25 protein-coding genes are annotated in these 24,733 nt (G+C 63.8%); 8 read left to right on the top strand and 17 right to left on the bottom strand.

Annotation, left to right across the window (positions count from 1 at the left end; translation table 11 throughout):
- Nucleotides 1–65 precede the first annotated feature (65 nt).
- Nucleotides 66–1,289 carry a glycosyltransferase family 4 protein gene (locus tag ACFEMD_RS05990; RefSeq protein WP_394740055.1) on the top strand — a complete coding sequence of 408 codons (1,224 nt, stop codon included), beginning with the start codon at nt 66–68 and terminating at the stop codon, nt 1,287–1,289.
- Nucleotides 1,290–1,351: 62 nt separating this feature from the next.
- On the opposite strand, the gene ACFEMD_RS05985 is transcribed toward ACFEMD_RS05990, so the two are convergent.
- Together ACFEMD_RS05985 and ACFEMD_RS05980 are read right to left on the bottom strand one after the other, a co-directional pair.
- Nucleotides 1,352–2,428: a glycosyltransferase family 2 protein gene (locus ACFEMD_RS05985; RefSeq protein ID WP_394740054.1), complete on the bottom strand. Its 1,077-nt coding sequence runs from the start codon at nt 2,426–2,428 to the stop codon at nt 1,352–1,354.
- 1 nt (nt 2,429) lies between these two features.
- On the bottom strand, nt 2,430–3,737 hold the full coding sequence (locus tag ACFEMD_RS05980) for a nucleotide sugar dehydrogenase (protein ID WP_394740053.1): 1,308 nt from the start codon (nt 3,735–3,737) through the stop codon (nt 2,430–2,432).
- Between the two features lie 684 nt (nt 3,738–4,421).
- On the opposite strand from ACFEMD_RS05980, the gene thrC reads away from it, so the two are divergent.
- Nucleotides 4,422–5,651 (top strand): threonine synthase, encoded by a 1,230-nt coding sequence (gene thrC, locus ACFEMD_RS05975; RefSeq protein ID WP_394740052.1) that lies wholly within the window; start codon nt 4,422–4,424, stop codon nt 5,649–5,651.
- Between the two features lie 246 nt (nt 5,652–5,897).
- Here the strand turns inward: thrC and ACFEMD_RS05970 are convergent, their stop codons facing one another.
- From ACFEMD_RS05970 to ACFEMD_RS05955, 4 genes are all read right to left on the bottom strand, one after another.
- The gene (locus tag ACFEMD_RS05970) at nt 5,898–7,289 is read right to left on the bottom strand and encodes an ATP-binding protein (protein WP_394740051.1); all 1,392 of its coding nucleotides are present in this window, start codon (nt 7,287–7,289) and stop codon (nt 5,898–5,900) included.
- 341 nt (nt 7,290–7,630) lie between these two features.
- Nucleotides 7,631–8,158, bottom strand: coding sequence for a hypothetical protein (locus tag ACFEMD_RS05965; RefSeq protein WP_394740050.1), 528 nt, complete (start codon nt 8,156–8,158; stop codon nt 7,631–7,633).
- On the bottom strand, nt 8,158–8,724 hold the full coding sequence (locus ACFEMD_RS05960; RefSeq protein ID WP_394740049.1) for a DUF7437 domain-containing protein: 567 nt from the start codon (nt 8,722–8,724) through the stop codon (nt 8,158–8,160). Before ACFEMD_RS05960 ends, ACFEMD_RS05965 begins: the two co-directional genes overlap by 1 nt.
- A gap of 216 nt (nt 8,725–8,940) precedes the next feature.
- Complete coding sequence (locus ACFEMD_RS05955) at nt 8,941–9,453, bottom strand: HTH domain-containing protein (RefSeq protein WP_394740048.1); 513 nt, start codon at nt 9,451–9,453, stop codon at nt 8,941–8,943.
- A 269-nt stretch (nt 9,454–9,722) separates the two neighbouring features.
- Between ACFEMD_RS05955 and ACFEMD_RS05950 the strand changes: the two genes are divergently transcribed.
- Together ACFEMD_RS05950 and ACFEMD_RS05945 are read left to right on the top strand one after the other, a co-directional pair.
- The gene (locus tag ACFEMD_RS05950; protein WP_394740047.1) at nt 9,723–10,244 is read left to right on the top strand and encodes a DUF7342 family protein; all 522 of its coding nucleotides are present in this window, start codon (nt 9,723–9,725) and stop codon (nt 10,242–10,244) included.
- The gene (locus tag ACFEMD_RS05945) at nt 10,244–10,690 is read left to right on the top strand and encodes a hypothetical protein (RefSeq protein WP_394740046.1); all 447 of its coding nucleotides are present in this window, start codon (nt 10,244–10,246) and stop codon (nt 10,688–10,690) included. Before ACFEMD_RS05950 ends, ACFEMD_RS05945 begins: the two co-directional genes overlap by 1 nt.
- Nucleotides 10,691–10,920: 230 nt before the next feature.
- On the opposite strand, the gene ACFEMD_RS05940 is transcribed toward ACFEMD_RS05945, so the two are convergent.
- Nucleotides 10,921–12,315, bottom strand: a complete 1,395-nt coding sequence (locus ACFEMD_RS05940) for an LVIVD repeat-containing protein (RefSeq protein WP_394740045.1) — start codon at nt 12,313–12,315, stop codon at nt 10,921–10,923.
- Nucleotides 12,316–12,820: 505 nt separating this feature from the next.
- On the opposite strand from ACFEMD_RS05940, the gene ACFEMD_RS05935 reads away from it, so the two are divergent.
- The gene (locus ACFEMD_RS05935; protein ID WP_394740043.1) at nt 12,821–13,315 is read left to right on the top strand and encodes a MaoC family dehydratase; all 495 of its coding nucleotides are present in this window, start codon (nt 12,821–12,823) and stop codon (nt 13,313–13,315) included.
- A 78-nt stretch (nt 13,316–13,393) separates the two neighbouring features.
- Here the strand turns inward: ACFEMD_RS05935 and ACFEMD_RS05930 are convergent, their stop codons facing one another.
- Both ACFEMD_RS05930 and ACFEMD_RS05925 read right to left on the bottom strand, forming a co-directional pair.
- Nucleotides 13,394–14,230 (bottom strand): aldo/keto reductase, encoded by an 837-nt coding sequence (locus tag ACFEMD_RS05930; RefSeq protein ID WP_394740042.1) that lies wholly within the window; start codon nt 14,228–14,230, stop codon nt 13,394–13,396.
- Between the two features lie 64 nt (nt 14,231–14,294).
- Nucleotides 14,295–14,882 (bottom strand): hypothetical protein, encoded by a 588-nt coding sequence (locus ACFEMD_RS05925; protein WP_394740041.1) that lies wholly within the window; start codon nt 14,880–14,882, stop codon nt 14,295–14,297.
- A gap of 159 nt (nt 14,883–15,041) precedes the next feature.
- Here ACFEMD_RS05925 and ACFEMD_RS05920 point away from each other — a divergent pair, with 159 nt between their 5' ends.
- Nucleotides 15,042–15,590, top strand: coding sequence for a hypothetical protein (locus ACFEMD_RS05920; protein ID WP_394740040.1), 549 nt, complete (start codon nt 15,042–15,044; stop codon nt 15,588–15,590).
- A 196-nt stretch (nt 15,591–15,786) separates the two neighbouring features.
- Here ACFEMD_RS05920 and ACFEMD_RS05915 read toward each other — a convergent pair whose 3' ends face one another.
- From ACFEMD_RS05915 to ACFEMD_RS05905, 3 genes are all read right to left on the bottom strand, one after another.
- Nucleotides 15,787–16,224 (bottom strand): PIN domain-containing protein, encoded by a 438-nt coding sequence (locus tag ACFEMD_RS05915; RefSeq protein ID WP_394740038.1) that lies wholly within the window; start codon nt 16,222–16,224, stop codon nt 15,787–15,789.
- A complete protein-coding gene (locus ACFEMD_RS05910) occupies nt 16,221–16,526 on the bottom strand; it encodes an AbrB/MazE/SpoVT family DNA-binding domain-containing protein (protein ID WP_394740037.1) in 306 nt (101 codons plus the stop codon). The genes ACFEMD_RS05915 and ACFEMD_RS05910 overlap by 4 nt, the downstream gene beginning before the upstream one ends.
- A 358-nt stretch (nt 16,527–16,884) precedes the next feature.
- Entirely contained in the window at nt 16,885–17,784 is a 900-nt protein-coding gene (locus ACFEMD_RS05905; RefSeq protein WP_394740036.1) for a glycosyltransferase family 2 protein, read from the bottom strand.
- A 202-nt stretch (nt 17,785–17,986) separates the two neighbouring features.
- Here ACFEMD_RS05905 and ACFEMD_RS05900 point away from each other — a divergent pair, with 202 nt between their 5' ends.
- Complete coding sequence (locus ACFEMD_RS05900; protein ID WP_394740035.1) at nt 17,987–19,765, top strand: amidase; 1,779 nt, start codon at nt 17,987–17,989, stop codon at nt 19,763–19,765.
- Between the two features lie 402 nt (nt 19,766–20,167).
- Here ACFEMD_RS05900 and ACFEMD_RS05895 read toward each other — a convergent pair whose 3' ends face one another.
- On the bottom strand, nt 20,168–20,401 hold the full coding sequence (locus ACFEMD_RS05895; RefSeq protein ID WP_394740034.1) for a hypothetical protein: 234 nt from the start codon (nt 20,399–20,401) through the stop codon (nt 20,168–20,170).
- A gap of 203 nt (nt 20,402–20,604) precedes the next feature.
- Here ACFEMD_RS05895 and ACFEMD_RS05890 point away from each other — a divergent pair, with 203 nt between their 5' ends.
- Complete coding sequence (locus tag ACFEMD_RS05890; RefSeq protein WP_005558688.1) at nt 20,605–20,781, top strand: hypothetical protein; 177 nt, start codon at nt 20,605–20,607, stop codon at nt 20,779–20,781.
- A 278-nt stretch (nt 20,782–21,059) separates the two neighbouring features.
- Here ACFEMD_RS05890 and ACFEMD_RS05885 read toward each other — a convergent pair whose 3' ends face one another.
- The 4 genes from ACFEMD_RS05885 to ACFEMD_RS05870 all read right to left on the bottom strand — a co-directional run bounded on the left by ACFEMD_RS05885 (nt 21,060) and on the right by ACFEMD_RS05870 (nt 24,600).
- Nucleotides 21,060–21,818: a thioredoxin gene (locus ACFEMD_RS05885; protein WP_394740033.1), complete on the bottom strand. Its 759-nt coding sequence runs from the start codon at nt 21,816–21,818 to the stop codon at nt 21,060–21,062.
- 385 nt (nt 21,819–22,203) lie between these two features.
- Entirely contained in the window at nt 22,204–22,506 is a 303-nt protein-coding gene (locus ACFEMD_RS05880) for a HalOD1 output domain-containing protein (RefSeq protein WP_394740032.1), read from the bottom strand.
- The gene (locus tag ACFEMD_RS05875) at nt 22,507–22,803 is read right to left on the bottom strand and encodes a hypothetical protein (protein WP_394740031.1); all 297 of its coding nucleotides are present in this window, start codon (nt 22,801–22,803) and stop codon (nt 22,507–22,509) included.
- Nucleotides 22,804–23,643: 840 nt separating this feature from the next.
- Entirely contained in the window at nt 23,644–24,600 is a 957-nt protein-coding gene (locus ACFEMD_RS05870) for an ROK family protein (RefSeq protein WP_394740029.1), read from the bottom strand.
- Nucleotides 24,601–24,733 lie beyond the last annotated feature (133 nt).

The raw sequence follows: 24,733 nt of genomic DNA, 5'->3' as shown, positions 1-24,733 counted from the left end.
CAGACCCGGCTATTGCAAGGTGAGTTCTGTATTATTCACAAGAGAAATCCACATTCGAAAAATGTATGTCCCTACTCGATGAGGAACCAGACATAATGAATGTAATGCGTGTCGTCCCAAGTCTCTATCCAGAGAAGATGGGTGGGATAGGGCTCCATGCACACCATCTCTCTCGACTACAGGCCGAGGATGGACACGACGTCACCGTTTACACGTCAGATAACGGCGATTCGTCGCTCCCGGGCTGTGAGACCCGCGATGGCTACAAGGTAAAACGCTATAGACAGGTCGCCCGGCCGATGAACAACACGATCACGCCGGGCATCGTCTCGGATCTCGTCACGGAGGCGGAACAGTACGACGTCGTTCATATTCACTCGCATCTCTACTTCTCGAGTGTCGTCGCCGCGCTGGCCTCTAAACTCCGTGATAAGCCGACCGTCCTGACGAACCACGGTATCATGTCCCAGAGCGTCTCGAAGTGGGTTCAGCTCACGTACCTCCCGACAGTCGGCCGACTCGCCTTCGAGTCTGCAGACAGAATCCTCTGTTATCATGAGCGAGATCGGAACGAACTGCTCGACCGCGGGGTCAACACCGATATCGACGTGATCCACAACGGGATCGACTGCGAGCAGTTCGCGCCGACGGCAGCCGACGGTGGTTTCGTACCGGATAGCGTCGATAACAGCACCGAGGACCCGTACGTCGCGTTCGTCGGCCGGCTCCAGCCCGGAAAGGGAGCCCATTACCTGATCGACGCGTTCGCTCGCGTCGCCGACTCGTATCCGGAACGGGAGCTCGTCCTTGTCGGCGACGGTCCGCAGCGCGAGGAACTCGAGGCACTCGCGCGCGAGAAGGGAATCCGCGATCGAGTCGAGTTCCTGGGTGAGATTCCGAACGAGGCGATCCCCGCAGTCGTCGGCGAGGCAGACCTGTTCGCGCTGCCGAGTCTCGCCGAGGGGATGCCCCGGACGGTCCTCGAGGCACTCGCCTGCGAGACGCCCGTCGTGACGACGGATCTCAAACAGCTCCGCCCGCTTGTTGAGGACGTCGGCCAGCTCGTTCCGTCAGAGTCGCCCGCAGAGCTCGCTGACGCGCTCGACGAGTTCCTCGACATGAACCCCGAAAGGCGAGAGGAACTGGGTGAGAGAGGTCGTGAGAAGATTCTGAACGGCTACTCCTGGCGGGACACCGTACGACAGACAACGGACGTCTACCGGGAACTCGTAGACGAAAATGTCGAACGGCAGGAACCGCCCGTCGCCAGCAGTAGTTCGGCGGACTGACACCGGCCGCTATTTGAGCGCCTGCGGAATTCGAAAACTGATTTGCGGCTCGTTCGCTGCGTCTACTCCCGAATCTGCGTCTCCTGAGCCTCGTTAACCTGCATATCGAACAGCATGGCAAACATCAGGAACATGCTACCCATCGTGAACAGCATCATACTTACCGTGCCGCGCATGAACAGCGACTCGCCGAGGAATAGGGCAGTGTACAGCGCCCAGAGGCCAGCCAGAACTCCCAGGCCGGCGGTTCCAGCGCCGAAGAAGTAAAACAGCGCGAGCGGATGAAAGTCCAGCACGAGGTACTTCGTTTTTAGCCGCCAGAGGAACCCTCGAAGCAACATCCCCGAGACGTTCCAGATGTAGCTCGGATACGAGATCGAGGACTCCTCGTCGCCGTACAGCGCGGGCATCGCGACGTCGGCGACGCGCATCCCCTTCGCGTTCAACTTGATCAGCAGATCGTTACAGTAGCCGTAGTACTCGTACAGATCCTCGAGCCCGGCGTTCTCGAGCGCGTAACTCGAGATCGCCGTGTACCCGTTCTGGGGATCCATCGTCTTCCAGTACCCGCTAGCGATCTTCGTCAAAAAGGTCAAAATCGAGTTCCCGAAGAACCGGAACGGCGGCATATCGGACCGAAATTCCTTGTACAACAACCGATTAGCCTTCGCGTAGTCCGCTTTGTCCTCGACGATCGGATCCAGCAGCCGCGTCATCTGCTCGAGGTCCATCTGGCCGTCGCCGTCGACGGTCGCGGTGATATCCACGCCCGCGTCTCGAGCGGCGAGATACCCCGTCTTGATCGCCCCGCCCGCGCCGAGGTTCTCGCGGTGTTCGATCGGCACCACCCGTCCGACGGGATCGTGGACGATCGCGCGCTCGGCGAGCATCCCGCCGCCGTCGGTGCGGGCCTCGCGCGCGTAGTCGAGCTCCTGCCCGCTGGCCTCGACGAACGACTCGCTGACGCCGGCGTCCTCGCGCGCGGCCTCGAGCATCTCGTCCCACGTCCCATCAGTTGAACAGTCGTCGATGACGAACATGCGGTCGACGTAGTCGGGCATCCCCCGAATCACGTCGCCGATGAACCCTTCCTCGTTGTACGCCGGGATGACGACGCCGATCGAGTGGTCGCGGTACATGTTACAACCTCCGGTAGGTGAACAGCTCCGACTGATCCTCGAACGTGCCGTCGATGTCGATCAGCACCGGCCGATCGGCCATCTGGTCGGCCAGCGTCGCGGGCGACAGCGACTGGAACTCACTGTGTGGCGTGCCGATGACGAGCCCGTCGAACTCGGTGACGTCGAAGGCGTCCTGGATCTCGACGTCGAACGCCTCCCGGGTCGCCTCGGGGTCGGCGTGGGGGTCGAAGCCGACGACCTCGATCCCGTACCCACGCAGCTCCTCGATGACCTGGCCGATCTTCGAGGTGCGGATGTCGTCGACGTCGGGCTTGTACGCCAGCCCGGCGACGAGCACGCGGCTGTTCTTCGGGACCTTCTCGCTCTCGTTTAACGCCCGGATCGTCATGTCGGCGAGGTGGTCGGAGACCGACTCGTTGACCTCGCGGCTCGTCCGGATGAGCTCGGGGTCGACGCCCTCGCGTTCGCTCCGATACAACAGATAGAACGGATCGACGGGGATGCAGTGGCCCCCGACCAGGCCGGGCTCGTACTCGTGGAAGTTCCACTTCGTGCCCGCGGCCTCGAGCACCGCCTCGGTATCGAGGTCCAGCTCGTCACATACCATCGCGAGCTCGTTCATCAGGGCGATGTTGACGTCGCGCTGGGTGTTCTCGACGCATTTGGCGGCCTCGGCGGTCTCGATCGTCGGCGCCTCATGCAACCCCGCGTCGACGACGGTGCCGTACAGCTCGACCAGTTCGTCGCGGCCCTCGTCGGTTAACGCGCTCACGATCTTGACAACGTTCGCCAGGCCGTGTTCGGTGTCGCCGGGCACCATCCGCTCGGGCGAGTAACCCACGTCGAACTCCTCGCCGGCGGTCATCCCCGAGGCCTCCTCGAGCGCCGGGACGAACACCTCCCGGGTCGCGCCCGGGTAGACCGTCGACTCGAGGACGACGGTCGTCCCTTCGGTCATGTTCTCGCCGACCGTCTTCGCGGCGCCCTCGACGATCCCGAGGTTCGGCTTCTCGTTGGCGTCGACGGGGGTCGGCACCGCCACGATGACGAACTCCGCGTTCGCGATGTCGGCGCTGTCGGTAGTGTACTCGATCCCGCCCTCGGCGATGGCCTCGTCGCCGACGTCGCCGGTGGGGTCGACGCCGGACTCGAGGGTCGCGACCTTGTCGGGGTCGATGTCGAACCCGGTGACGTCGTTGCCCGCGGCGTCGAACGCCGCGGCCAGCGGGAGGCCCACGTAGCCCAGGCCGACGACGCAGACGCTCGCGGTCGTCTCGACTGGCTCCTCGTACTGGTACTCGCTCACGCCTGGACCCTCCGCGATCGGTCGGTAGTCGGCGTTTCGGTGCTCAGTTCTTCCTCGGGGATGCTGTTTGGGGGGCTCATTTGTGCTCAGGGATAGAGACGATTCCAACGATAGTCAGGTCGAACCAATGTTCTTAGACGAGGAGTAAATAGCTGGCGAAGCACAAATAACTAGTGTTTCGAGAGAGTCATCGAAAAAGTCCTTTTCGGCCGAAACCTCCCTCGCTGGACGCGGTTCTGGCTGATCAATCGTTCAGGACAACTGAGGAGATCGACCGAACCTCTCGGCTCTAGTGACGGAACCGAACACGACTCCCGCTCGAGGCGTTCGGCGCGTTCGCTCGAGGACTCGTCTCGAGAGCGAGCCCAACCCCACTCCAGAAACCCGGCTACGCTCGAGGGAGCCGACACGCCGGCTCTCGTTCGCCCACGAATCGCCGTCGCACGACGCCCGCTCGTCGCTAGGGACGCGAACGGCGGTCCGTCACCGGCCACACGCGCAGCGAGCGGTGCGGGAGTCCGATTGCAGCCGACCCGACGGGAGACCACACCACCAGCTGACGGCGGAGTCGACCAGACCGAGTGCGAACACTCGAGCCACGTCGGCCACCCATTGTCCGGGCCGACAACAGAGAACCGTCCACCGGAGGAAAACCTTCTCACTCCAGTCGCCCGTTTTCCACCCATGAAACACGTCCGAGCGCTCGAGTGTACCCGCTGTGGCGAGACGTACGACCCCGACCAACTCCGCTACACCTGTGCGAACCATCCCGGCGTCGGGGGGATTCTCGAGGTCACCTACGACTACGACGTCATCCAGGAACGCTTCGACGAACCGCTCGACGGCCGGATCGAGAACCAGTGGAAGTACCGGGCGTTCCTGCCCGTCGCCGACGACGCGGAGCCCGTGACGTTACAGGAAGGCGGTACGGCACTCCACGACGCGCCACGACTGAGCGAGGCGCTGGGCGTCGACACGCGAATCAAAGACGACGGCCGCAACCCGACGGGCGTGCTCAAAGACCGGGCGACCAGCGTCTCGGTCACGAAGGCCGCCCACGCCGGCCGGGAGGTCGTGACCTGTGCGTCGACGGGCAACGCCGCGGCGTCGCTCGCCGGCTACGCCGCCCGCGGCGGGCTCGACTGTCGACTCTTCGTGCCGAACGACACCCCGAAGGAGAAACTGGCCCAGCCGCTCGTCTACGGCGCCGACGTCCTCGCCGTCCGGGGAAGCTACGACGAGGCCTACGACCTCAGTATGGAGGTGACCGACGAGTACGGCTGGTACAACCGCAACGCGGCGATCAACCCCTTCCAGGTCGAAGGGAAACGGACGGTCGGCCACGAACTCGCCGAACAGACACAAGCAGACGTCCCCGACTGGCTCGTCTTCTCGATGGGCGACGGCTGTACGATCGCCGGCGGCTGGAAGGGCTTTCGCGAGTTCTACGACCTGGGCTACGTCGACGACACTCCGAAGCTGCTCGGCGTCCAGGCCGAGGGCGCACGCGCCATTCACGACGCCTTCCACGCCCACGACTCGAGCGACGACGTCGCGGCGACGGTGGCCGACAGTATCGCCGTCGGCCGGCCGCGCAACACGGTAAAGGCGACCAGGGCGCTCCACGAGAGCGGGGGGACCTCGGTCGTCGTCAGCGACGCGGAGATCCTGCACGCGGAGCAGACGCTCGGCAGCACCGAAGGCCTCTACGCCGAACCCGCTGGAGCGACGCCGATCGCCGGGATTCAAAGCGCACTCGCCGAGGGGATCATCGACGACGACGAGTCGGTCCTGGCCGTCGTCACCGGCTCCGGACTGAAAGACACCGAGAGTGCGATGGCCGCAGCCGGCAGTCCGACGGAGATCCAGCCCGAACTCAGCGAGGTTCGACGGCGGTATCGCGTCGACGACTGACGCGCTCCCGCTCGAGCGAGGGTCCCAGCGCTCGTACCCGGGACTTCGTCCGCGATGGCCGTGTCGACGGCGAGAGCGGCCGAGAGTGCATCGACTGGCACCGGATGGACCGGAGCGAGGTTAACGAGTAACGAGGACCAGGCATGGACGGTCTCCTCACGCGCGGCTACATTATCGAAGTGGGACGTTCTGTATCTATGGGCTAGATCGAACGCATCGAAATCATCGAGGAAACACCGTGAGCCCTCACTCCCGCCGAAAGAGTGTACGGAGGTCCTCTAGGTCGAAGAGTGTCCAATTACTGCTGAGATCCGTCCCGAGTCCATCGACAAAACCACTTTTTGAGAAGAGTGCAAACTGTTCGTCTCGGTCAGGCGAACCCCATCGGACGTTCTCCGTCTTCGATCGAAGGTCGTCTACGAGTGCGTGACCAACTGGCTCAGTGGTCCATTTGCACTCGGCAAGGAGCATTCGATCAGCATCAGGAGCGAGGCCAACGATATCGATCTCGGTTTCCCCATACCACCATGGTCCAACCGCCGAGTATGGTTCGAGGTTCTCCTGCCGAATCTCCTCCCAGATCGCTTCCTGGCAGATCTCTTCAAATGTCCGTGCAGTATGGGTCGAAAGGTTCGGTTCGATCGTTCCCTCGAAGACGACTTGCGGTGCTTCTTCGATACTCGAGCGATTTGGCTCGACGAAGCGAAACCAGAATCGAAGGAACTCGTCGGCGACGTGATAGCGCGAGCGCTTCGATTTCTTCGCAGACGCCGTCACGGGGATTTTGCGGTCGATGAGCCGGAGCCGACGGAGCGTCTGGAGATACTTCGAGAGGGGCCCCGAATCGATCCCTGTTGCTCCGGAAATCTCATTTGGTGTTGTATGACCAAGCGCGACGGCCTCGAGGATGCTCATGTATCGAGCAGGATTGCGCAGTTCCGTTCGCAAGAGAAACTCCGGTTCGTTGTAGAGGACGGCCGTTGGCGAAAGGATTCGTGTTTGGATGTTTGTAGCGAGCGAGTCGTCGTAGTCAAAGAGCGTGAGATACATCGGCGTCCCGCCGGTCACCGAATACGATCGAACTGCATCTTCGATATCGTATCCGATGGCTTCGCTGGCCTGCTGGAACGAGAACGGCTGCAGATCGAGCTGCCCCGTTCGCCGACCGTACAGTGGACTTTCGTGACCAAGCACTTCTGACTCCATCGTGCTCACGCTCGAGCCACAGAGGACGAGCATCGAGTCTGTGTCTTGGAGGTGTTCGTCGACAAACGACTGCAGGTATGATGGGAGCGAGTCGTTTTCCTCGACCAAATAGGGAAATTCGTCGATGACCACCGCGACGGTATCTGTCGTGAGTTTCTCGCCAAGGTATTCGAAGGCCTCGTCCCAGCCATCAATCCGAGGGACGCGATCGTCGAACGCATCTGCGACTTGTTCGACGAACTTCTCCCGCTGGCGGTGTTCGGCCTCCTGGGCTGCGAGGAAGTATATGTGATCGTGTCCAGAACAGAATTCTTTGAGCAGCGCTGTTTTCCCAACTCGACGCCTGCCATATACGACATAGAAGGCATGACCGGACGATTTGAAGGCGGTGTTTAGTGCGGTGAGTTCGTCGGCCCGGTCGTAGAAGGTCATACGCTACATAATGATTACTGCGGTAATGACTTGTCTGTTTCGCCTTTCGGAACTAGATTTATTAAGCAGACGGTCTCGAGAACTGTTTTCTTTACTAGCGAGAGGATCTCGCCCTTTGGGAATGAGTGTGTGTAGCAGACTCTCAGTTAGGTCATGGTCACAGCCAAGCAGTGATGACTCGCCTCGGGATGGGAGCGGTGGTGACACCGCCGTGAGACCACCCAAGCCGAGCGCACCTACGCAAGTGACGCATGGAGCGTATGTGTCCTCAAGGAGCGAACCGCGTCAGCGATGGGCGAGTAGGGTGGGGAGGAAGTCACTGCACTCTCTCACGAGTAAGATCAATCCATGAGAGATCGTAGTAGCGTCCGGCCCTCGACTACTGTCGTTCGATCACCAACGCCAACTGCAGAGAGGGCATCTTCGATGGCCCGTTCAGCGATCGTATCACTCACGAGTAGTGTGACATGGGTCTCTTTGCGTACGACGTACTGGTAGGCTACTCCCGCGAGGATGGTATCCGTTTTCTCGATATCGTCTTCCGTGACATCGTCCGCAGAGAGGGCGAGCATCCGGCGCCTGGTTTTGTCGACGACGTCGGAGACCGTCGCCAGAGTGAAATCGATTTCGCCAGGGTGCAACCACCCAGCGTCCTGTGCAGCCTTCAACCGATCACGCTGGTAGGCGTAGGCATCCGGACTTTCGCCCAATTCCGCAGCTACCTGCTGAGGCACGTATACCGTCAGATTCTGGCGCTGGACGTGACGCTCGAAAGCCTGATATTTCTCGTTCGAAGGGCCACCCATCGCGAACAGCACGCTGCTGTCGATGATGACGACGCTGTCGCTCGGAATCGACTCCTCGGTCATCACTCGGCGAGGTCGAGGGACGGATCGTACGCCGTTGCATCCTCGAGGACGTCCTGGAGCGCAGCGAAGACGGTCATCCCCTCGACTGGGTGAACCTCGAGTTTGTTCGCAGCAGTTCGCTGGGAGAGCTCGCCCTCGATAATGCGGCGAGTGTAATGAACGGCTGCGGCGAGTTTGGCGACGCCTTGTCGATCGACAAAGACGCGAATATCGTCGTTCTCGAGCTGTCGTCCAATCGCATCGATTACGGCCGGTGTCGCACGGAACTCGCCGTGAGCGCCATCGATTTCGAGCGTGAGCGGTGTTGCGATAACCGTTGTTGGCGTCTCATCTTCGTCTCGAGAAACGATCTTCATTTCCTCGAGTTGCCCGATGTACTTGTAGGTCGTCGAGTGAGCCATCTCGAGTTCGTCTTTGATCGTGTCGATTGTGACTGGACCGTGCTGTAGAGTATAAATATACAACCGAGCGAGCTGTGGGGTCGTCAGGAGTTCAGCATACGTGAGTAGATCGTTGAACGTCTCTTCCGGATCGGGTGGAGTCGAGACGCGATTTTCAGTGGACATCACAATCCATGTTCTATGGATAGTGCATTAAGCCTTTCTCGGAAACGAGTGTTGCTCCCCGGATCAGTTGTTATTGGCGTAGCGACCTGGTGTGGAGGAGTCGTCCTTCTTCATTGGTCGGGGTGCTGTCTGCGCTGTCTTCAGCACGGCTCTCTCGACAGCATGAGTAGCCGCTCGAAGAGACGGCGGGACGATCACAGCTGTCGGTAGCGACGCCTACTCGAGGGGTACCGTCGCGTCCTCGCGCGGTGGCTCGCGTGGCTCCGGCGTCTCGAAGGGATCGCCCCGTCCGGCCTCGAGCGCGTCGAGACAGGCCTCGACGCCGTAAGTTCGCTCCCCGTCCGAACAGGGCACGACACAGCGCAGCTCGCCGTCGACGGAGACGGCCAGACACGCCGTCGGCACCCGGAGTTCGGTGCACGGCCGGCACTCGAGCAACGACGTGGTCTCACAGCGGCTGAACGCCGGCCGAAGCGTGTACCCGTCACGATCGGCCCACGCCTGGAACGAATCGACCGTGAGCGAGACCGACGGCCCGGTGTCGCCGAGTCGCTCGAGGGCGGGCGTCACGGGTCCCCAGGTCGCGACGGTCACGGCGACGCCGTCGGCCTCGAGGCGTCGGACCCGCTCGACGAGCCCGCACAGCTCCTCGACGAGCGCCGCGGACGCGTGCTGGCGGAGGTAGAGCACGACGCGTCGATCCGGTGGCCGGTCTGGCGGATCCATCATGGCACTGATTTCACCACGGAGACGGATAACGGACGTAGCTATCCCGACTGTGGGGAGTCGACACCGCTAGCTATCGGTCGCCCCCTCGGAGGGCACCGAACGCACGACGATCGATGACTCAGCTGTATCGCTCGAGGTCAAGCCCGAGGATCACCTGGTACGGGTGAATGGCCTTTCACACTATCTCCGCTACATGGCCTGAACCACAGCTGCCACCAAATATGTGAAATATACAAAGATATATTGAACGCGGCCGTGTACAGATCCCTATGACCGAGTTCGACCCGGCGCCGGAGCCCGATCGGCAACGGTGGCAGGCGGGGACCGATACGTTCGGTCGAGTCTACGAGGTCGCGCTTGGCGTTACCTCACCGACCCCACACACGGAGATTGCAGAGTTGGCGGACTGCTCTCCAAACGCCGCGAAAAAGCACCTGGATCGGTTGTCCGAGATGGGAATCGTCCGAGCGAACACCGACAGCCGTCCCCCGCAGTACGAACGGAACGAGGCATACCTCGAGTGGCAGGACGCGAGCCGAATTGCGGAGGAGCTATCCACCGACGACATCATCGACCGGGTCCAGGAACTCGAGGAACGGCACGCGACGTTCCAGGAGCAGTTCGGAGTCACACATCCGACGGACGTGGCCGTGTTCGATCGAGGCGATCACGAGACGCGCCACGAACGGATGGTCGCGGTGAGCGACTGGCAGGGTGTGCGTCGAGATCTGCGGCTCTACGAGCTTGCCCGCCAGCTCTCGCAGAACGACGGCCACCTCATTCCAGCGTAATGAGTTCCCCACCGGATGACGAGCCCGGGGACTCGGTTGGACCACCCGACCGACAGACTCTTCAGTTGCTCGAGCGACAGCTCGGGTCGGATTCGTTGGTCACCGAAACCACGTTCGATCCGAACAGCCACGAACCGCGACTCCTCCGTGCAGTACTCGACGAAAGCCAGTATCCGGAGTCGATCACCGCTGCTCGACTCGATATCCGGTGGTTCACAACCGGAGATTTCTCGGTACACTACGTCGAAAAACCCCTCGACGGGACTCGGTGGGAGTGTCGATGGAACCGCCATCCAAATTCGCACAACACTCGCTTGCACTTTCACCAACCACCAACTGCTGATGAGGTAACCGATCTCTCCGTGCCTTCTCTGCACCCGCTTGAAGTCTATTCGACGGTCCTTGCTGCAATCGAAACGCGAATCGAAGAACTGTGGTCGATGTGAACTTCTCCACCCTACTTCGTTCGGTCTGACGACTCCGTTCGTGAGGGTGAGCTTTCGCGTGGAGAAGGGGCTTAGCGCGGCCGTAGCGGGAATACGATACGAACGGTGAGCAACCGATTGCTCGAGCGGGGTGTCCGGAACTATCGGACGCCACAGCTGGCTCTCGGTCGGCCCCGCACGCGTATCGAACGATGCCGGCTCCGGTGATCGATTAAACGACGATCGACAGTTCAGCTGTACCGCTCGAGGATCTCTTCGAGGTCGTAGTGTGAGTCCGGACCGCCGCCGTCCTCCCCGCGGGCGAGGCGGGCGTCGACCGAGAACGTGTACGCGCCGGTGAGGGTGTCACTCGAGAAGGCGAACTCCCGTTCGTCGTTCCACACCGCCGACCAGTTGTACGGGGCCGTCCCCGGCGAGTGGCGCGTGTCGGCCCGCTCGAGTTCGCAGTCGGTCGCGAAGCGCTCGGTCGCCACGGGGTTGCAGGGGTCGGTGATGTTGGCGACCCAGAACCCCTGCGAGTAGCCGCCGTCGACCAGCAGCGTCTCGTCGCCGTCCCGGAGGATGTCGTGGAAGTGCGTCGTCCAGACGCCGACGTCCTGCTCGCGAGCATCGGGCGAGTAGAAGTGACTGATCGGCCGTGGGTCCTCGAGCGATCCCTCGCCCCAGCCGATGTCGAAGACGTGTTTCCCGCCGGGCAGCTCCCCGAACAGCTCGTCGCCGACGATCGCGATGTCGCGGTCGGGATCGAAGTGGGCCTGGTGGCAGTCCTCGAACCCCGGCTCGCCGACCTCGGTGTAGTCGGGATGGTCGTCGTAGTCGAACCGACCGATCTCCTCGGGATGCAACGGGTCCTCGGAGATGTCGAGGATGACGTAGCCCACGAAGTCGCCGCCGATGTACGCACAGTGAAGGACGTCCCGGATCGGGTCGACCTCGAGGGCGTGACAGTAGCCGTCGGGGCCGACCGCCTCCCGCCGTTCCGGCTCGCGCGGGTCGTCGACGTCGACGGGGATCACGCCCGGCTCGCTGTCAGCCTTGTCGATCATGTAGACGACCGTCTCCTCGGGGTGTTCGGCGTTGGTGTGCGAGCCGGTGTTGGGCGTCTCGAGCGTCGCCAGGACCTCGGGCTCCTCGGGAGTGCCCTCGCCCCAGCCGAAGTCGACGACCGACATCCCCAGCGGTTCCAGCTCGTCGTCGTCGCGCTCGTGGGTGACGTAGTACAGTCCGTCGCGGGTGCCGTCGAACCGCATGTGGTTCGAACGGTAGCTCTCGACCGGCCACTCGAGCTCGTGGGCGACCGTCGGGTGCTCGAGATCGGAGAGGTCGTACAGCGTCGCGACGACGTTGCTGTCGCTTCCGCTGTTACTACTGGGGAAGCTGCTTACCCCGCCCCACATCCCGTCGGGACTGGTCGTGCCGAACGTGTAGCGGGGCTTCTCGCCCTCGGGCAGCGTGTGGCCGAGCAGATCCGTACGGCCGCGCGTCCGTGCGTTCGCCTGGTCGGGCGTACTCGAGGAAGCGCCGTCCGATCCCCGTCCGGCCGCCGTTCCCGTCCCGAGCGCGGCGGTGGTCAGCCCGGCGATTCCGATCCGTTGCAGCAGCGTCCGGCGTGGTGTGTCGCTCATGATAGGTCACTCTGTCTCGAACGCGAGACCATCCAGCGTACCGGACGAATAATTGTATCAGTACGTAACTAGTTCAATCATCGAAAGAGAGGAGAAGAGTTATACGTTGCTTTCAGGAGAGCATCCGTTTACTCAAGCAAAGACCACCTCGTGAGCAGGCCTGACTCGGGCGTCCGTGCTCCGGCGGACCGACGGCCCACACGGGAATCGGCGTCGACGGCAGTATCGGAGTTGGAGCCGGACACCAGCTCCGTGGCGGCAAACTGCAGTTCGGGATCGGGTTCGCCAACGCGAACGCGCATACCATCCAGAGCCGTCTCACGGCAACGGTCGAGCCGAGGCCTCCCTTCTGGGTCCGCCCGAACTCGAGGACGCCGCGGTGAACGCCGTCCTCACGACCGCTCGAGGATCGTCTTGCGGCCGAACGCACTCGAGCGTGTCTCTCGATAACGTTCGCCATAGAAGGCCGATCCCTCAAGTGTCGGCGGCCCCGATTTCGGCCGAGATGAGTAGCTCACCGGCCACCGACCCCGTCGAAAGCGAACCCGAGAGCGCTGCCGACGACTGGACGCTCGAGCGATCGGTCGAGCGCTACCCCGACCTCGAGGTGGGGGATCGCGTTCGCTTCACCAAGCCGATCGCGGAGGCTGACGTCTCCGCGTTCGCCGACGCGAGCGGCGATCTGAACCCCTTGCATCTCGAGGAGGGGTACGCCGAGGAGACGATGTTCGGCGGCCGGATCGCCCACGGCGGGCTGGTCGCGGGCACGATCTCGGCGGCGCTGGCCCGGTTCCCCGGCGTCGTGATCTACCTCTCCCAGGACCTGGAGTTCCGCGACCCGGTCGAGGTCGGGGGGACGGTGACCGCCACCTGCGAGATCGTCGAGGCGCTGGGCGAGAACCGGTACCGACTCGAGACGACCGCGGTCGACGGGGACGAGAACACGGTGATCGCCGGCGAGGCCGTCGTCGCCATCAACCCGCCGCCCGTCGACGACTGAGCCGACGCCGACCTCGTGTTACGAATGATCGGGATCGGCTGACCGATCGACCTCACAGACGACATGCAGCGACCCGCCTCAGCGCTCGATCCCGTACACCTCGCGCGTCCAGTCACGCGTCGGGGTGTCGTACACCGGTCGGTCGCGATCGCGCTCGTCCAGCCGTCGGCGGTCGGCCTCGTCCAGCGACCAGTCGAGATCGGCGTTGGCCCGCACGTGCTCGGGGGTCGCCGACCGCGGCAGCGCGACCGTGCCGCGGTCGAGCAGCCACCGAAGCGTCACCTGGGCGGGGCTCTTCTCGTACGTCTCGGCGAGTTCGCGGACGACCGCGTCGTCGAACACGTCCGTCCGCCCGAACGGGGCCGCCGCCTCGATGACGGTGTCCGACTCCCGGCAGTAGTCGACGAGGTCGGGCCGCTGGAACCACGGGTGGAACTCGATCTGGTTGACCGCGATCGGAACGTCCGCGATGTGGTGGGCACAGCTCAGCTGATACGCGCTGAAGTTCGAGACGCCCACGTTGCGAACGAGCCCGCGATCGTGGAGTCGGGCCATCGCCTGCAGCGACTCCCGGAGCGAGATCGCGGGGTTGGGCCAGTGGATCAGGTAGAGATCGAGGTAGTCGGTCCCGAGTCGCTCCAGCGACGCCTCACACGCCCGAATCAGCGACTCGTAGTCGAGGTTCTTCGGGAGGACCTTCGACGTGAGAAACACGTCCTCGCGGTCGTACTCCGCGAGCACGTCGCCGATGACCGCCTCGTTGTGGTACCCCTCGGCGGTGTCGATGTGGGTGTAGCCAGCCTCGAGCGCCGTCCGAACGCTGGTGGCCGTCTGTTCGTCGTCGAGACCGTACGTGCCCAGGCCGAGCGCGGGCAGTTCGTCGCCGCTCGGGAGCGTTCGTGCAGGGATGGTCACACGGCACATTCACAAGGCCAATAATTGAACCTACCGTTCCTGGCGGGTGAGTCCGGTACCTGGCTCAGGTCTCGACCGTCCCGAGGACGCGGTCCCGCAGCTCTCCCTCGGAGATGTCGCCGCGGTTGTACGCCTCGATCCACTCGGTCCGGACCGTGACGCTGCCGATCGCCCGGCCGTCGTCGGTTTCGACCGCGCCCGCGAGCTGCTCGGTGGGCGCGTCGCCCCGTTCCACGTAGGAGCTGTAGACCGCCAGCACGTCCTGTACGTCCCGCGCGAGCTCGAGTTGTGAGGCGTCGGCGTCGCCGACGAGCGTCAGAGTCCCGTGTGTCTCGTCCTCGTCGTAGGCGGCCACCTCGCCGTCGTAGACCGCCGCAACCGCTGTGACGAACTCGTCGGTCGACATCCGATCGTCTTCGGTCGTCTCGTCCTCGTCGTCGGCGTCCGCCTCGGCAGTATCCCCGTCGTCGCCGACGACCTCGTCGCTATCGCTCTCGTTGTCCTCCGGTTCGTCTCCCGACGCGTCGTTCCCGCCGTCACCCTCGGTCCCGTTTACCTCGTCCTCGTCGGAATCGGCGGCGTCCGAACAGCCGCTGAGCAACAGTACGCTGCCGATACCGAGGACGGCCGTCCGTCGCGTCGTCTCGTCCATACCCGAACCGCGCCCTCGAGGCAGTAGAAGGCTCCCGTTCTCACACGGGATCGACTCTCTCTATTATCTGACTATAATTCACGATATCTTATAGTTTATACCGCTAAATGATGTAGATGTAGAAATGCATTAATGGATGGATGAGGGTTATTTTCAGATATGGACAGACGAAAAGTCCTTCTTGGCGGTACTGGTGCGCTCACGACGCTCGTCGCCGGCTGTGTCGGCGAGCTTCAGTCGGAGACCAGCGCGGGGCGTGGCGCGGCCGACAACAATCCCGGAAACAGCGGCGGCCAGGGCAACCGAAACGACGACCACCCCGGTCAGGGCCAGGGGCAGGGCGGCCCGAACGGCGTTCCCGACTTCGTCCCCGAGGAGGTCGAACTCGACAGCGGCGTAGTCATCTCCATCGAGGAGTTCCAGCGCCGCGGTCAAACGTTGACCGTCAAGCTCGCCGCGACGGTCATGGACCTGGCGCAACTACGCGACGACCTCGACGAACTCCTGGCCGAACTCGAGGAGGGAATCGAGGACGCCGAGGGATTCTTCGACCAGGTCGAGACGGTCGACACCACGGTCGCACACGCGTCCGGACGGCCGCTTGCGTCGGCTCAGCTCAGCGGTGACAAACTGCGCGCATACGCAGACGGCGAGCTAACCGAAGAGGAGCTGATCGCGGAGTCTCGAAAACAGATCAAACTGCTGTAACCGCTCGAGTCGGCGATCGATACGGACCGCTCTTTCCGCACTCGAGCCGCCTCGAGTGGACCGTCACCCTCGCTCGGATCAGCGAGGACGCCCTGACCCGAGTCGGCGTTCGAAACCGTCCGGAACCTCACGGCTGCTCGAGCGACTCGAGTGATCCACGGACGAGGGCGTCAGTCTCGAACTCACCGTACCCTGTCTAGACGCCCTTCTCACGGAACCCGATTACGTCGACGCCGACCGGCAGTTCGTCGAAGTCGTCGTCGGCACCGACGACGAGAGTGGCGTCCGTCTCGGCGGCGAGCGCGACCGCGTGGGCGTCCGCCAGCGAAATGTGGCCGTCTGCTTTCACCTCTGCGGCGACCCGCCAGTCGGCGGACTCGAGCCGGAGTCCCCATCGCTCGAGCGCACGGAGATCGCGGTCGGCGGTCCGAAGCGAGTCCGCGGTCGGTTTGTCGTCGATCCCTTCGAACCGAGCGACGAGAGACAACACTTCGGCCGCGTTCGTTTCGGCCAGCAGCCCGTCTGTAGCACCGTTCCGGACGTCGGTAAGGTACTCGCCAACGACGTCTCCGCCCGGCTCGTCGTAGAGATACGCGATGATCGCCTCGGTGTCGAAGACGTACCGCTCGGTCATTCGTCGTCGGCGTCCTCGGGCCGGAGACGGTCGGCGAGCTCCTGCTCGCGCCGGCGTTCGTTGCGTTTTATCTCCCGGACGTCTTCGATCACCTCACCCGGTTCGCGGTCGTCGGGTGCGTGGATTCCGTTCAGTTCCTCGAGCGACGGGACGGGCTCGACGACGATGCGCTCGTCTTCCTCGTAGATGAACACCTCTCCGGGTGTGTCGATTCCGTACTTCTCGCGCAACGATTTCGGAATCGTCGCCTGTCCCTTCTGCGAGATGCGGACGATCTCCGGATCCCGTGTACTACTTGCCATTCTACGTTGTACTATTCAACTGAAGTACTACTATCTATCGCCCCTTATTACTCGGGTTGAAACGAGCGACTGGCGTCCGTCCGGGAGTAGCTCCTCCGCAGAGGAAGCCGTCGATAAGATCTGTAAGGAAAGCGGCGCTTCTGTAGCTATCCGGAAACCGTCGAGAACGCTTACGATCATTTCGAAGCGTTGGGCACTCTGGAACCAGACGACGGCGTATTGCTCCGACCGCGAGCTTCCCTACGGAGACCTACCGATACGATTGAGTCACCAGCTGCGAATCGCAACAGCGGTCACGGCGATACCGAAACCACGTCTGAACGGGTCCGCGACCGATCGCGCCTCAGCGACGACCGACTCACTCCTCGAGTTGCGTTTCCAGCTCCTCGTTCTCGCGCAGGTCCAGCACCATCGCGGACAGCAGCGAGAAACAGCCAAGCAGCACCACCTGGAAACTCTCGAGGGCGCCGCCGGACTCCGTGTCCGTCGCCCGCGCGTACAGCGAGCGCAGGCCCGCCAGCAGCCCGACGCCGACGCTGCCGGCGCCCAGGTAGTAAAACAGCGCGAGGGGGTGAAAGTCCCGGATCAGGTACTTCGTCTGTAACCGCCCGAGAAAGCCTCGAAGCAGCATGGTCGAGACCTTCGGGACGTACTCCGAGTACTCGATGCTCGATTCCTCCTCGCCGTAGACGGCGGGCATCGCGACGTCGGCGACGCGCATCCCTTCGACGTTGAGTTTGATCAGCAGATCGTTACAGTAGCCGTAGTACTCCGCGACCTCCTCGAGCGAGACGGCCTCGAGCGCCTCGAGCGAGATTGCGGTGTACCCGTTCTGGGGGTCCATCGTCTTCCAGTACCCCGAGGCAATCTTCGTCAACACCGTCAGCATCCAGTTCCCGACGAGCCGAAACTGGGGCATCTCCGCACGGTACTCCGCGTTCAGTAATCGATTCCCCTTCGCGTAGTCGGCCTCGTCCTCGACGATCGGATCTAGCAGCCGGGTCATCTGCGAGAGGTCCATCTGGCCGTCGCCGTCGACGGTGACCGTGATGTCGGCGCCGTCGGTGTGTGCGGCCAGATACCCGGTTTTGATCGCCCCGCCCGCCCCGAGGTTCTCGCGGTGTTCGACAGGGACGACCCGACCGACAGGTTCGTGGACGGTCGCGCGCTCGGCCAGCAGCGACCTGCCGCCGTCGCTGTGGAGTCTGTCGCTGGTCGATTCGTTCGCTCGAGTCGCCCTCGAGCCGAACTCGAGCAACGAGGAACCGAAAGCCGAATTCTCGAGCCGAATAGCCGACGGATCTTACTGAAAGCGTCTGGAAGATGTGTAGGGAGACGTAGAAGGTAGGTTTAGTTTCCGGAATAGCTAAGGGTCCTCTAACGGGGTAAAACCGAACGGATGAATATTCATACATCTCTGGGAAACTATTTGTACAACTTATCCTACTCGACGGTTGCAAATGTCGAAGACAAGCGAGAGAGGAGAGACGAACGGAACTCGAGAGACGAACGACGGAACGGAGTCGCTGCTCGGACGGATGGACAGACGGACAGTGATGAAGGGGATCGGCGCCGCGGGACTCGTCGGCGTCGGGGCGTCGTCCGCCAGCGCAAGTACGAGTGACGAGGGGTTCGATCCGGTCGAAGCGACCGTCGCGGACGTCCGCGACGCGATCGAGAGCGGCGAGGCCACGGCCCGCGATATCGTCGAGGACTACCTCGAGCGGATCGAGGTGTACGACGGGGCGATCAACTCGATCATTTCGGTCAACGAGCACGCGGTGGAGCGAGCCGCCGAACTCGACGAGCAGTACGCGGCGTCGGGACCGGTCGGGCCGCTTCACGGCGTTCCCCTGATCCTGAAGGACAACAACGACACCGCCGATATGCCGACGACGAACGGCTCGCTCTCGATGGAACACTCCCGGCCCGAGGACGACGCGTTCATCGTACAGCAGCTCCGCGAGGCGGGCTGTGTCGTCGTCGCGAAGGCGAACTTGGACGAGTTCGCTCGAGGGATCACCGCCGACAGCTCCCTGGGCGGACAGACCCGAAACCCCTACGCCCTCGGCCGCAATCCGAGCGGGTCGAGTTCCGGAACCGGCGCGGCGATCGCCGCGAACCTCGCCGTCCTCGGCACCGGGACCGACACCTGCGGGTCGGTGCGAAACCCGACGGCGTTCGGAAGTCTCGCGGGCCTTCGCCCGACGATGGGGCTGATCAGCAGGGACGGGATCGTCCCGCTGAGCCTCGAGCGCGACACCGCGGGGCCGATGGCGCGAACGGTCGCGGATATGGCGGCGATGCTCGACGCCATGGTGGGCTACGACCCCGCGGACCCACTCACGTCTCGCGGCGCAAACGAAATCCCCGCGAACGCCGACCGGATCGCCGGCGACAGCTACACCGACTACCTCGACGAGGACGCACTGGACGGGCTGTGCGTCGGCGTTCTGAGGGACTTCTTCGGACCCGACATCGACGAGGAGGACGCCGAAGAGGAACAGGACTGTTCGTGTAGCGACGGGGACCCCGTCGCACGGGCCGAAGCCGAGGCCGAGCAGGTGACGAGCCTCGTCGAGTCGGCTCTCGACGAGATGGAACGACAGGGCGCCGAGATCGTCGAGATCGAGGAGATTCCCGACTACGACGACCTCCTGGAGGCCGCGAACGAACCCTCGGTGTTCAAGGAGGACCTCGACGCCTACCTCGAGGGCGTGGACAACGAGTACGAGACGCTCGCGGAGATCGTCGAGTCCGATCTGTACTCCTGTGCGAAGGCGGACTCCCTTCGGACGTCGGACGAGGAGGACGATCCGAACGCCCGCGAGACCGACGAGTACACCCTCTCGGTGGCCGGAAAGGTCGAACTCCGCGACGCGGTCGAGGGACTGATGCTCGAGCGAGGCGTCGACGTGCTGGTCTACCCGACGCTGTCGCACCCGCCCGCCGAGATCGGCGAGAGCCAGCCCGGTTCGAACTGCTCGCTGAGCGCCTACTCGCAGCTCCCGGCGATCGTGGTTCCGGCCGGCTACACCGAAGATGAGCAGCTCCCGGTCGGCGTGGAGATGCTGGGCTTCGAGTTCGACGAGCCGACGCTCATCGGGGCGGCCTACGCCTACGAGCAGGCGGCCGACCCGCGCGAGACGCCCGACGGCTTCGGTCCGCTTCCCGCCGAGGCGCCCGAGGTTCCGAACCCCGACTACGAGGTCGGGATCGCGGCCGAAGACGACTGCTAATCGGCCGCCGGAGCACGGCCGAAGGAGTCCGAGCCGTTCGTCGAACCGAACTCGAGGCGAGCGCTCCGCTGCTCGAGTATCGAGACGCTCGTTTCCGTCGACGGACGCGGGGACCGTCCGACCGCACGGCTCATCCGTCGAGATCCACAATCGGCCCACCCGAAAGAGGGCGAAGCGCCCTCCGTCACGGTAGGTGGTGGTGGTCCAAAGCGACCGTTCGGTCGCTCGGACAGCCAAACACTAGCGTACAGTTGGATAAGTGGGTGGCTTGCGGGCGAGTTCTGCCGATCCGCACGATCGGCAGGCTACGCGCCGGGTCGAACGGTCGTCACCGGTTTCGGGCCCGACTCGAGACGCTCCCGATCGTCGAGCGCACCGTGTGAGAAGCGGCTGCTTCGACCGCTACCCCATCTTGTGGAGCTCGAGGCGCTTGATGAGTAGTCGGTTCGTCCCGCCGATGAGCAACAGGACGAGCAGCAGTCCGAGGAGGTTGACGACGATGCCCATGAACCAGAGCTGCGGGACGAGAACCGCCGGATCGACGACCATCCGAAGCGCCTCGCGAGCGAGGACGAAAAACACCAGTCCGTACCCGACTCCGATCGCCGCGAACACCCAGTACAGCCAATCGTTCATATAATCTGATTTGTTTTCTCCAGGATAATGGCTGCGGCCGAGCGCACCGCGGGAGTGTCCGACGGCCTCGCGTCGCGGTCGCCCCGAACGCGTGGCTCGAGGAACCCGGCCCCGCCGACCGTGTGACGAAAACGATCCGGGACGGACTGTCTCGAGCCCTGAAACGGCGAAGGACACTAGTTCGGGGCGTCCCTAAACGAGCTATGACCCCGGACCGAGATCTGGCCGATCGGCTGGCGGCCGCGGACGATCCGGAGCTCCTGCTGGCCTGGAAGCTGTGGTGCGAGCGGGGCGTGATCCTGCCGGGGTACGCCGGCGAGATCGCCGAACTCCGCCGGCTCAAACGCGAGTGGGACGACGCGGACGAGCCGCTGCGCTAGCGATCGTCGGCTACGAGAGCGCCACGCCGTCCTCGAGGGCGAGAGCAAACCGTTCGTAGGTCACCGCAAAAAGCCGCCGCTACGAGTGTAACGTTCTGAAAGGGTGTGGTGGTGGTCGCGCCGCGGTGCCGAGTGGGGTGGCCGGCAGCGCGGCGACGACCCGGGTAGGGGTGGGGAGGCGGTATTCCGCCAGTACACTCTACCGCCGAGACGATCAAAACGATTCCTCCAAAGTAGGTTGGCTCCCCGTGAACTCGCAAGCAAACGGCGGCTCGCGCTCACTCGCGTTCGACGTCGATTCCGTGGTGTGCGAGCAGCGTCGCGGCGACCGCCTCGGACCACTCGGTTCGCGTCTCGAGGGCGGTGTCGTGGCGGGTGACCTCGGTCAGGTAGCCCGCGGTCCCGAGGTCGGCCGAGACCTTGTGAATCAGCCGCGGCTGGGAGCCGTCGAGCGTGTTACCCCGCGTGAACTCGTAGGCACCGTCGTACCGGCTCGAGGGCCGAATCTCGCGCTCGTTGAGCGAGCCGTTCGTCCGGGTGGCGACCGTCCGGGCGTTGCCGGCCTCGGTCGGGAAGATCGCCTGGCCGAACCCGCTGGGGCCGCGCGAGGAGCCCCAGATTCCCATCGAGCTGTGCATGTCGATCACGGCCGCCGGGTCCATCTCGGTGATGAACGACCAGATCGCCTCGGCGATCGGCGTCGTCGGCGAGCGACCCGACGGGAACTGCTGGTTGAGGTCGCCGTCGGGGCCGCTGTAGGTTTCGTCTCTGACCGCGGGAGCGTTGGCTTCCGGGATCACGACGAGCGTGCCCCGATCGAACGTCCACTCGCGAACGCTGTGGGCGGCGTCGACCCCGGCGATCTCGCTGCCGTGGACGCCGCCGAGGACGACCACGGTCTCACCGTCGTCCGGCGCGTCGCGGACGTACGCCGGCGTTTCGTACTTCGTTCCCGAACGCAGCGTTCGCGTCTCCTCGGCGATCGCCGCTGATTCGGCAGCGCGTCCCGACCGCGTGCCGACGAGGCCGCCGCCCACCGTCGTCGCCGCTACCCCAAGCAGCAGGGACCGTCGCGTGACTGTGCCTCGTGGTGACGCCGACCGAGCTGATGGGTTTTCATCTGTCATTTTCGCTTCTATAACAACTATGGGCTTACTATATAAAATTGGTCAATCAAGTCTACATAAAATATCTCTGTATGGAGCGGAACTGCCGGCGTCCGCCGCTGACTGGCGTGACGGACGGGTCGGTTCCTCGAGCGCTCGACGGACGTGCCCGTCGCTGTCGGGCGAGTCGAAACACCGCGGGCGCTACGAAAACGTCGACGAGGAGCGACCGCTCGAGTTACGCGAATCGTCCCACAAAAACAGACGTCGACTGCACGACGGGGCGTGAGCGAGTCGACCGCCGGCCGCCGGGGCGTTACACGTCGCGCGCGACCGTCACGCGATCGGACGTGACCGTCGCGGTGTAGGTCGCGTCGGCCTCGAACTCGACAGTCACGCTCGCGGCTGCGGACTCGCTCGTAAACAGCGCGTCGAGCGCCTGCGGATCGAGGTGGTCGTAGAGGACGAGCCCGAACTCGTCGCCGAGGGCGGTCGCGTCGGCCCCCTCGAGGGCGGCGATCGCCTCGAGGACGGCGACGGTCGGCGTGGTGTCGGGACCGTACTCGCGTTCGATGCTGGGCGCTCCGGCCGCGTCGGGATCGCTGTCGCTGGCAGCCATTCAGTGGGCCCCGTACTCGACGTGGATCGTCGGCGACTGGGACCCGGTGCGATCGAGGACGCGTGCGTTGGCCATATCGCCGGAGAACCGGAACCGGGTGGTGCCGGCCTCGATCGCGCCTTCGGCGGCGTGTTCCGAGACGACGGCCGTTCCGGCGCCGTCCGCGGCCTCGATCGTCCCGTCGACGGTGATCTCGAAGCTCGCGGGAGCGCCGTGTCCGACGATCGTTACGTAGTTGGGGAGGGCGGGGGCATCGTTCGGGGCGTCTTCGTTCAGGGTCGCGGCGTCGCGTGCCATACACCTGACGAGAGAACAGGAGAACTTAGTGTTTTCTGTCGAAGTAACGGTGTATTGGGACGAATTAGATAGATATGAGAACGAATAGGGTATATTTTGCACTAGTTGTTCAGATATATAACTCACTCTTCGGAGGGATAATGGCTGGCTGTCCGCCGGTACACCAGCCGCCGCTGGTGAGGTAACTCCTGACTACCGCGAACGAAGCCGATAAACACTCCGTTAGTCGAACCCCGTCTGCGGTGAGTCGGTGCCTACGCCGAGCCCGCTCGAGCCGATCGGGCGGTTCCCCGCCGCGAGAAGCCCGGTCCCGCCGCGGCGGTCGGCCGCCGAACTGCGAACGGGACCGGCGCGAAAAACGGCGGTCAGTGCAAGGAGATCTCGCAGTACGGACACACCGTCGACCGCTCGGGGATCTCCCGGCGACAGTCGGGGCACTCGAGGTCCTCGTCCGCCTCGTGGAGTGGGGCGTATGGCACGGTTGACCACCACCTCGATGTTCGGTAGCCAGTGACATAATCCTCACTCGCCGCCGCGGTGACTGTTCCCCAGCGTGGCTGGTAGCGAGCGGACCGGTCGGCCCGACGTCGACTCGAGCGGAAAGTACGAGACATCGAACTGTCATGTGTAGTAATACCCACCACAGCAGACGTCGTACGAGCAGTCGGAACGAGCCAGCAGATCCCGTCGCAGAGGCCGGTGTGTCGATCGCCGAACGTCCGCGTCAGGCAGGTGTCTCCGGACGACCACGGTCGAAGCGAGGAATGGGCGACTCGCCTCGAGTGCGACGGCTGCGACGAGTACACCGACTGGTTCCGCTGAAACGGGCTCGTGAGCCGACTACTGTTCCGCCCGATCGAGCGCGACGCTCAACGCGCCGTACAGTCCGAGCTCCTCGCCCAGGGGGCTCTTCCGGATCGTCGGTCGGTCGACGAACAGGTACTCCTCGAGGTAGCGATCGACGCCCTCGAGGAATCGGTCGGCGTTGTTGAGTGCGACGCTGCCCCCGACCGTTACGAGGCCGGGCTCGTATGCGTTACAGAGGGCGGCGATCCCGACGGCGTTGTACCGACTGACCCGATCCAGACACGCCTGGACGAACGGATCGCCCGCGGCGGCCGCCTCGAAGACGGCCGGCGCGCCGAACTCGTCGCCGGCCGCGAGCGTCTCGCGGAACTTGCCGACTGCGTCGTCCGCCCACACCTCGTCGACGCGATACCGGTGGCGGACGTACGACGGGATCCCCCGACCCGAGCAGAACGCCTCCCAGGCACCGGTGACGCCGGCGCTCTCGAGAATGCTGTCGGGAGCGACCGGGATGAGCCCGAACTCGCCCGCGCCGCCCGTCTCGCCCCGGAGCAACCGACCGCGTTCGACGACCCCGCCGCCGATCCCCGTACCGACGGTGAGCTGGATCACGCACGCCTGCTCGTCGCGCGCTCCGAACCGCCACTCCCCCAGCACCGACGCGGTGCAGTCGTTCTCGAGGAACACCGGAAGCCCGCAGCGTTCCCGTAGCGGCGTCGCGATCTCGAGGCGCTCGATCACGTCGCCGTCGGCGGTGTCGAACCGCCGAACGCTGCCCCGATCGGCGTCGACCAGTCCCGGGACGACGATCGAAACCGCGTCGAGAGAAGCTGCCGCTGTCAGCGTCTCGACTACTCGTCCGAGCTGTGTGCACAACTCGTCGGGCCGCGTCGGCTCGGACTCCACGGCCGTCAGGAACTCGCCGGCCGGCGTCGCCGCGGCGTAACTGAGGTTCGTGCTGCCGACATCGACGACTCCGACGGCGTTCATACTCGAGATTCCTCGGGTCGTTACAGCGGTTCGAAAAAAAAAAAAGCCCACGACTTTAGTCGTGGGATGAATCCGACAGAGATTTGACGTGCAAACACGTACCTGTGATTGGTATTCCGGTCCGGACCGGGAG

Origin of the sequence: Natronococcus roseus (assembly GCF_043677095.1) — an archaeon.
Classification (GTDB): Archaea; Halobacteriota; Halobacteria; order Halobacteriales; family Natrialbaceae; genus Natronococcus; species Natronococcus roseus.
Note: the sequence above shows the minus strand (reverse complement) of the source record. Positions and strands in the feature narration are given on the sequence as shown.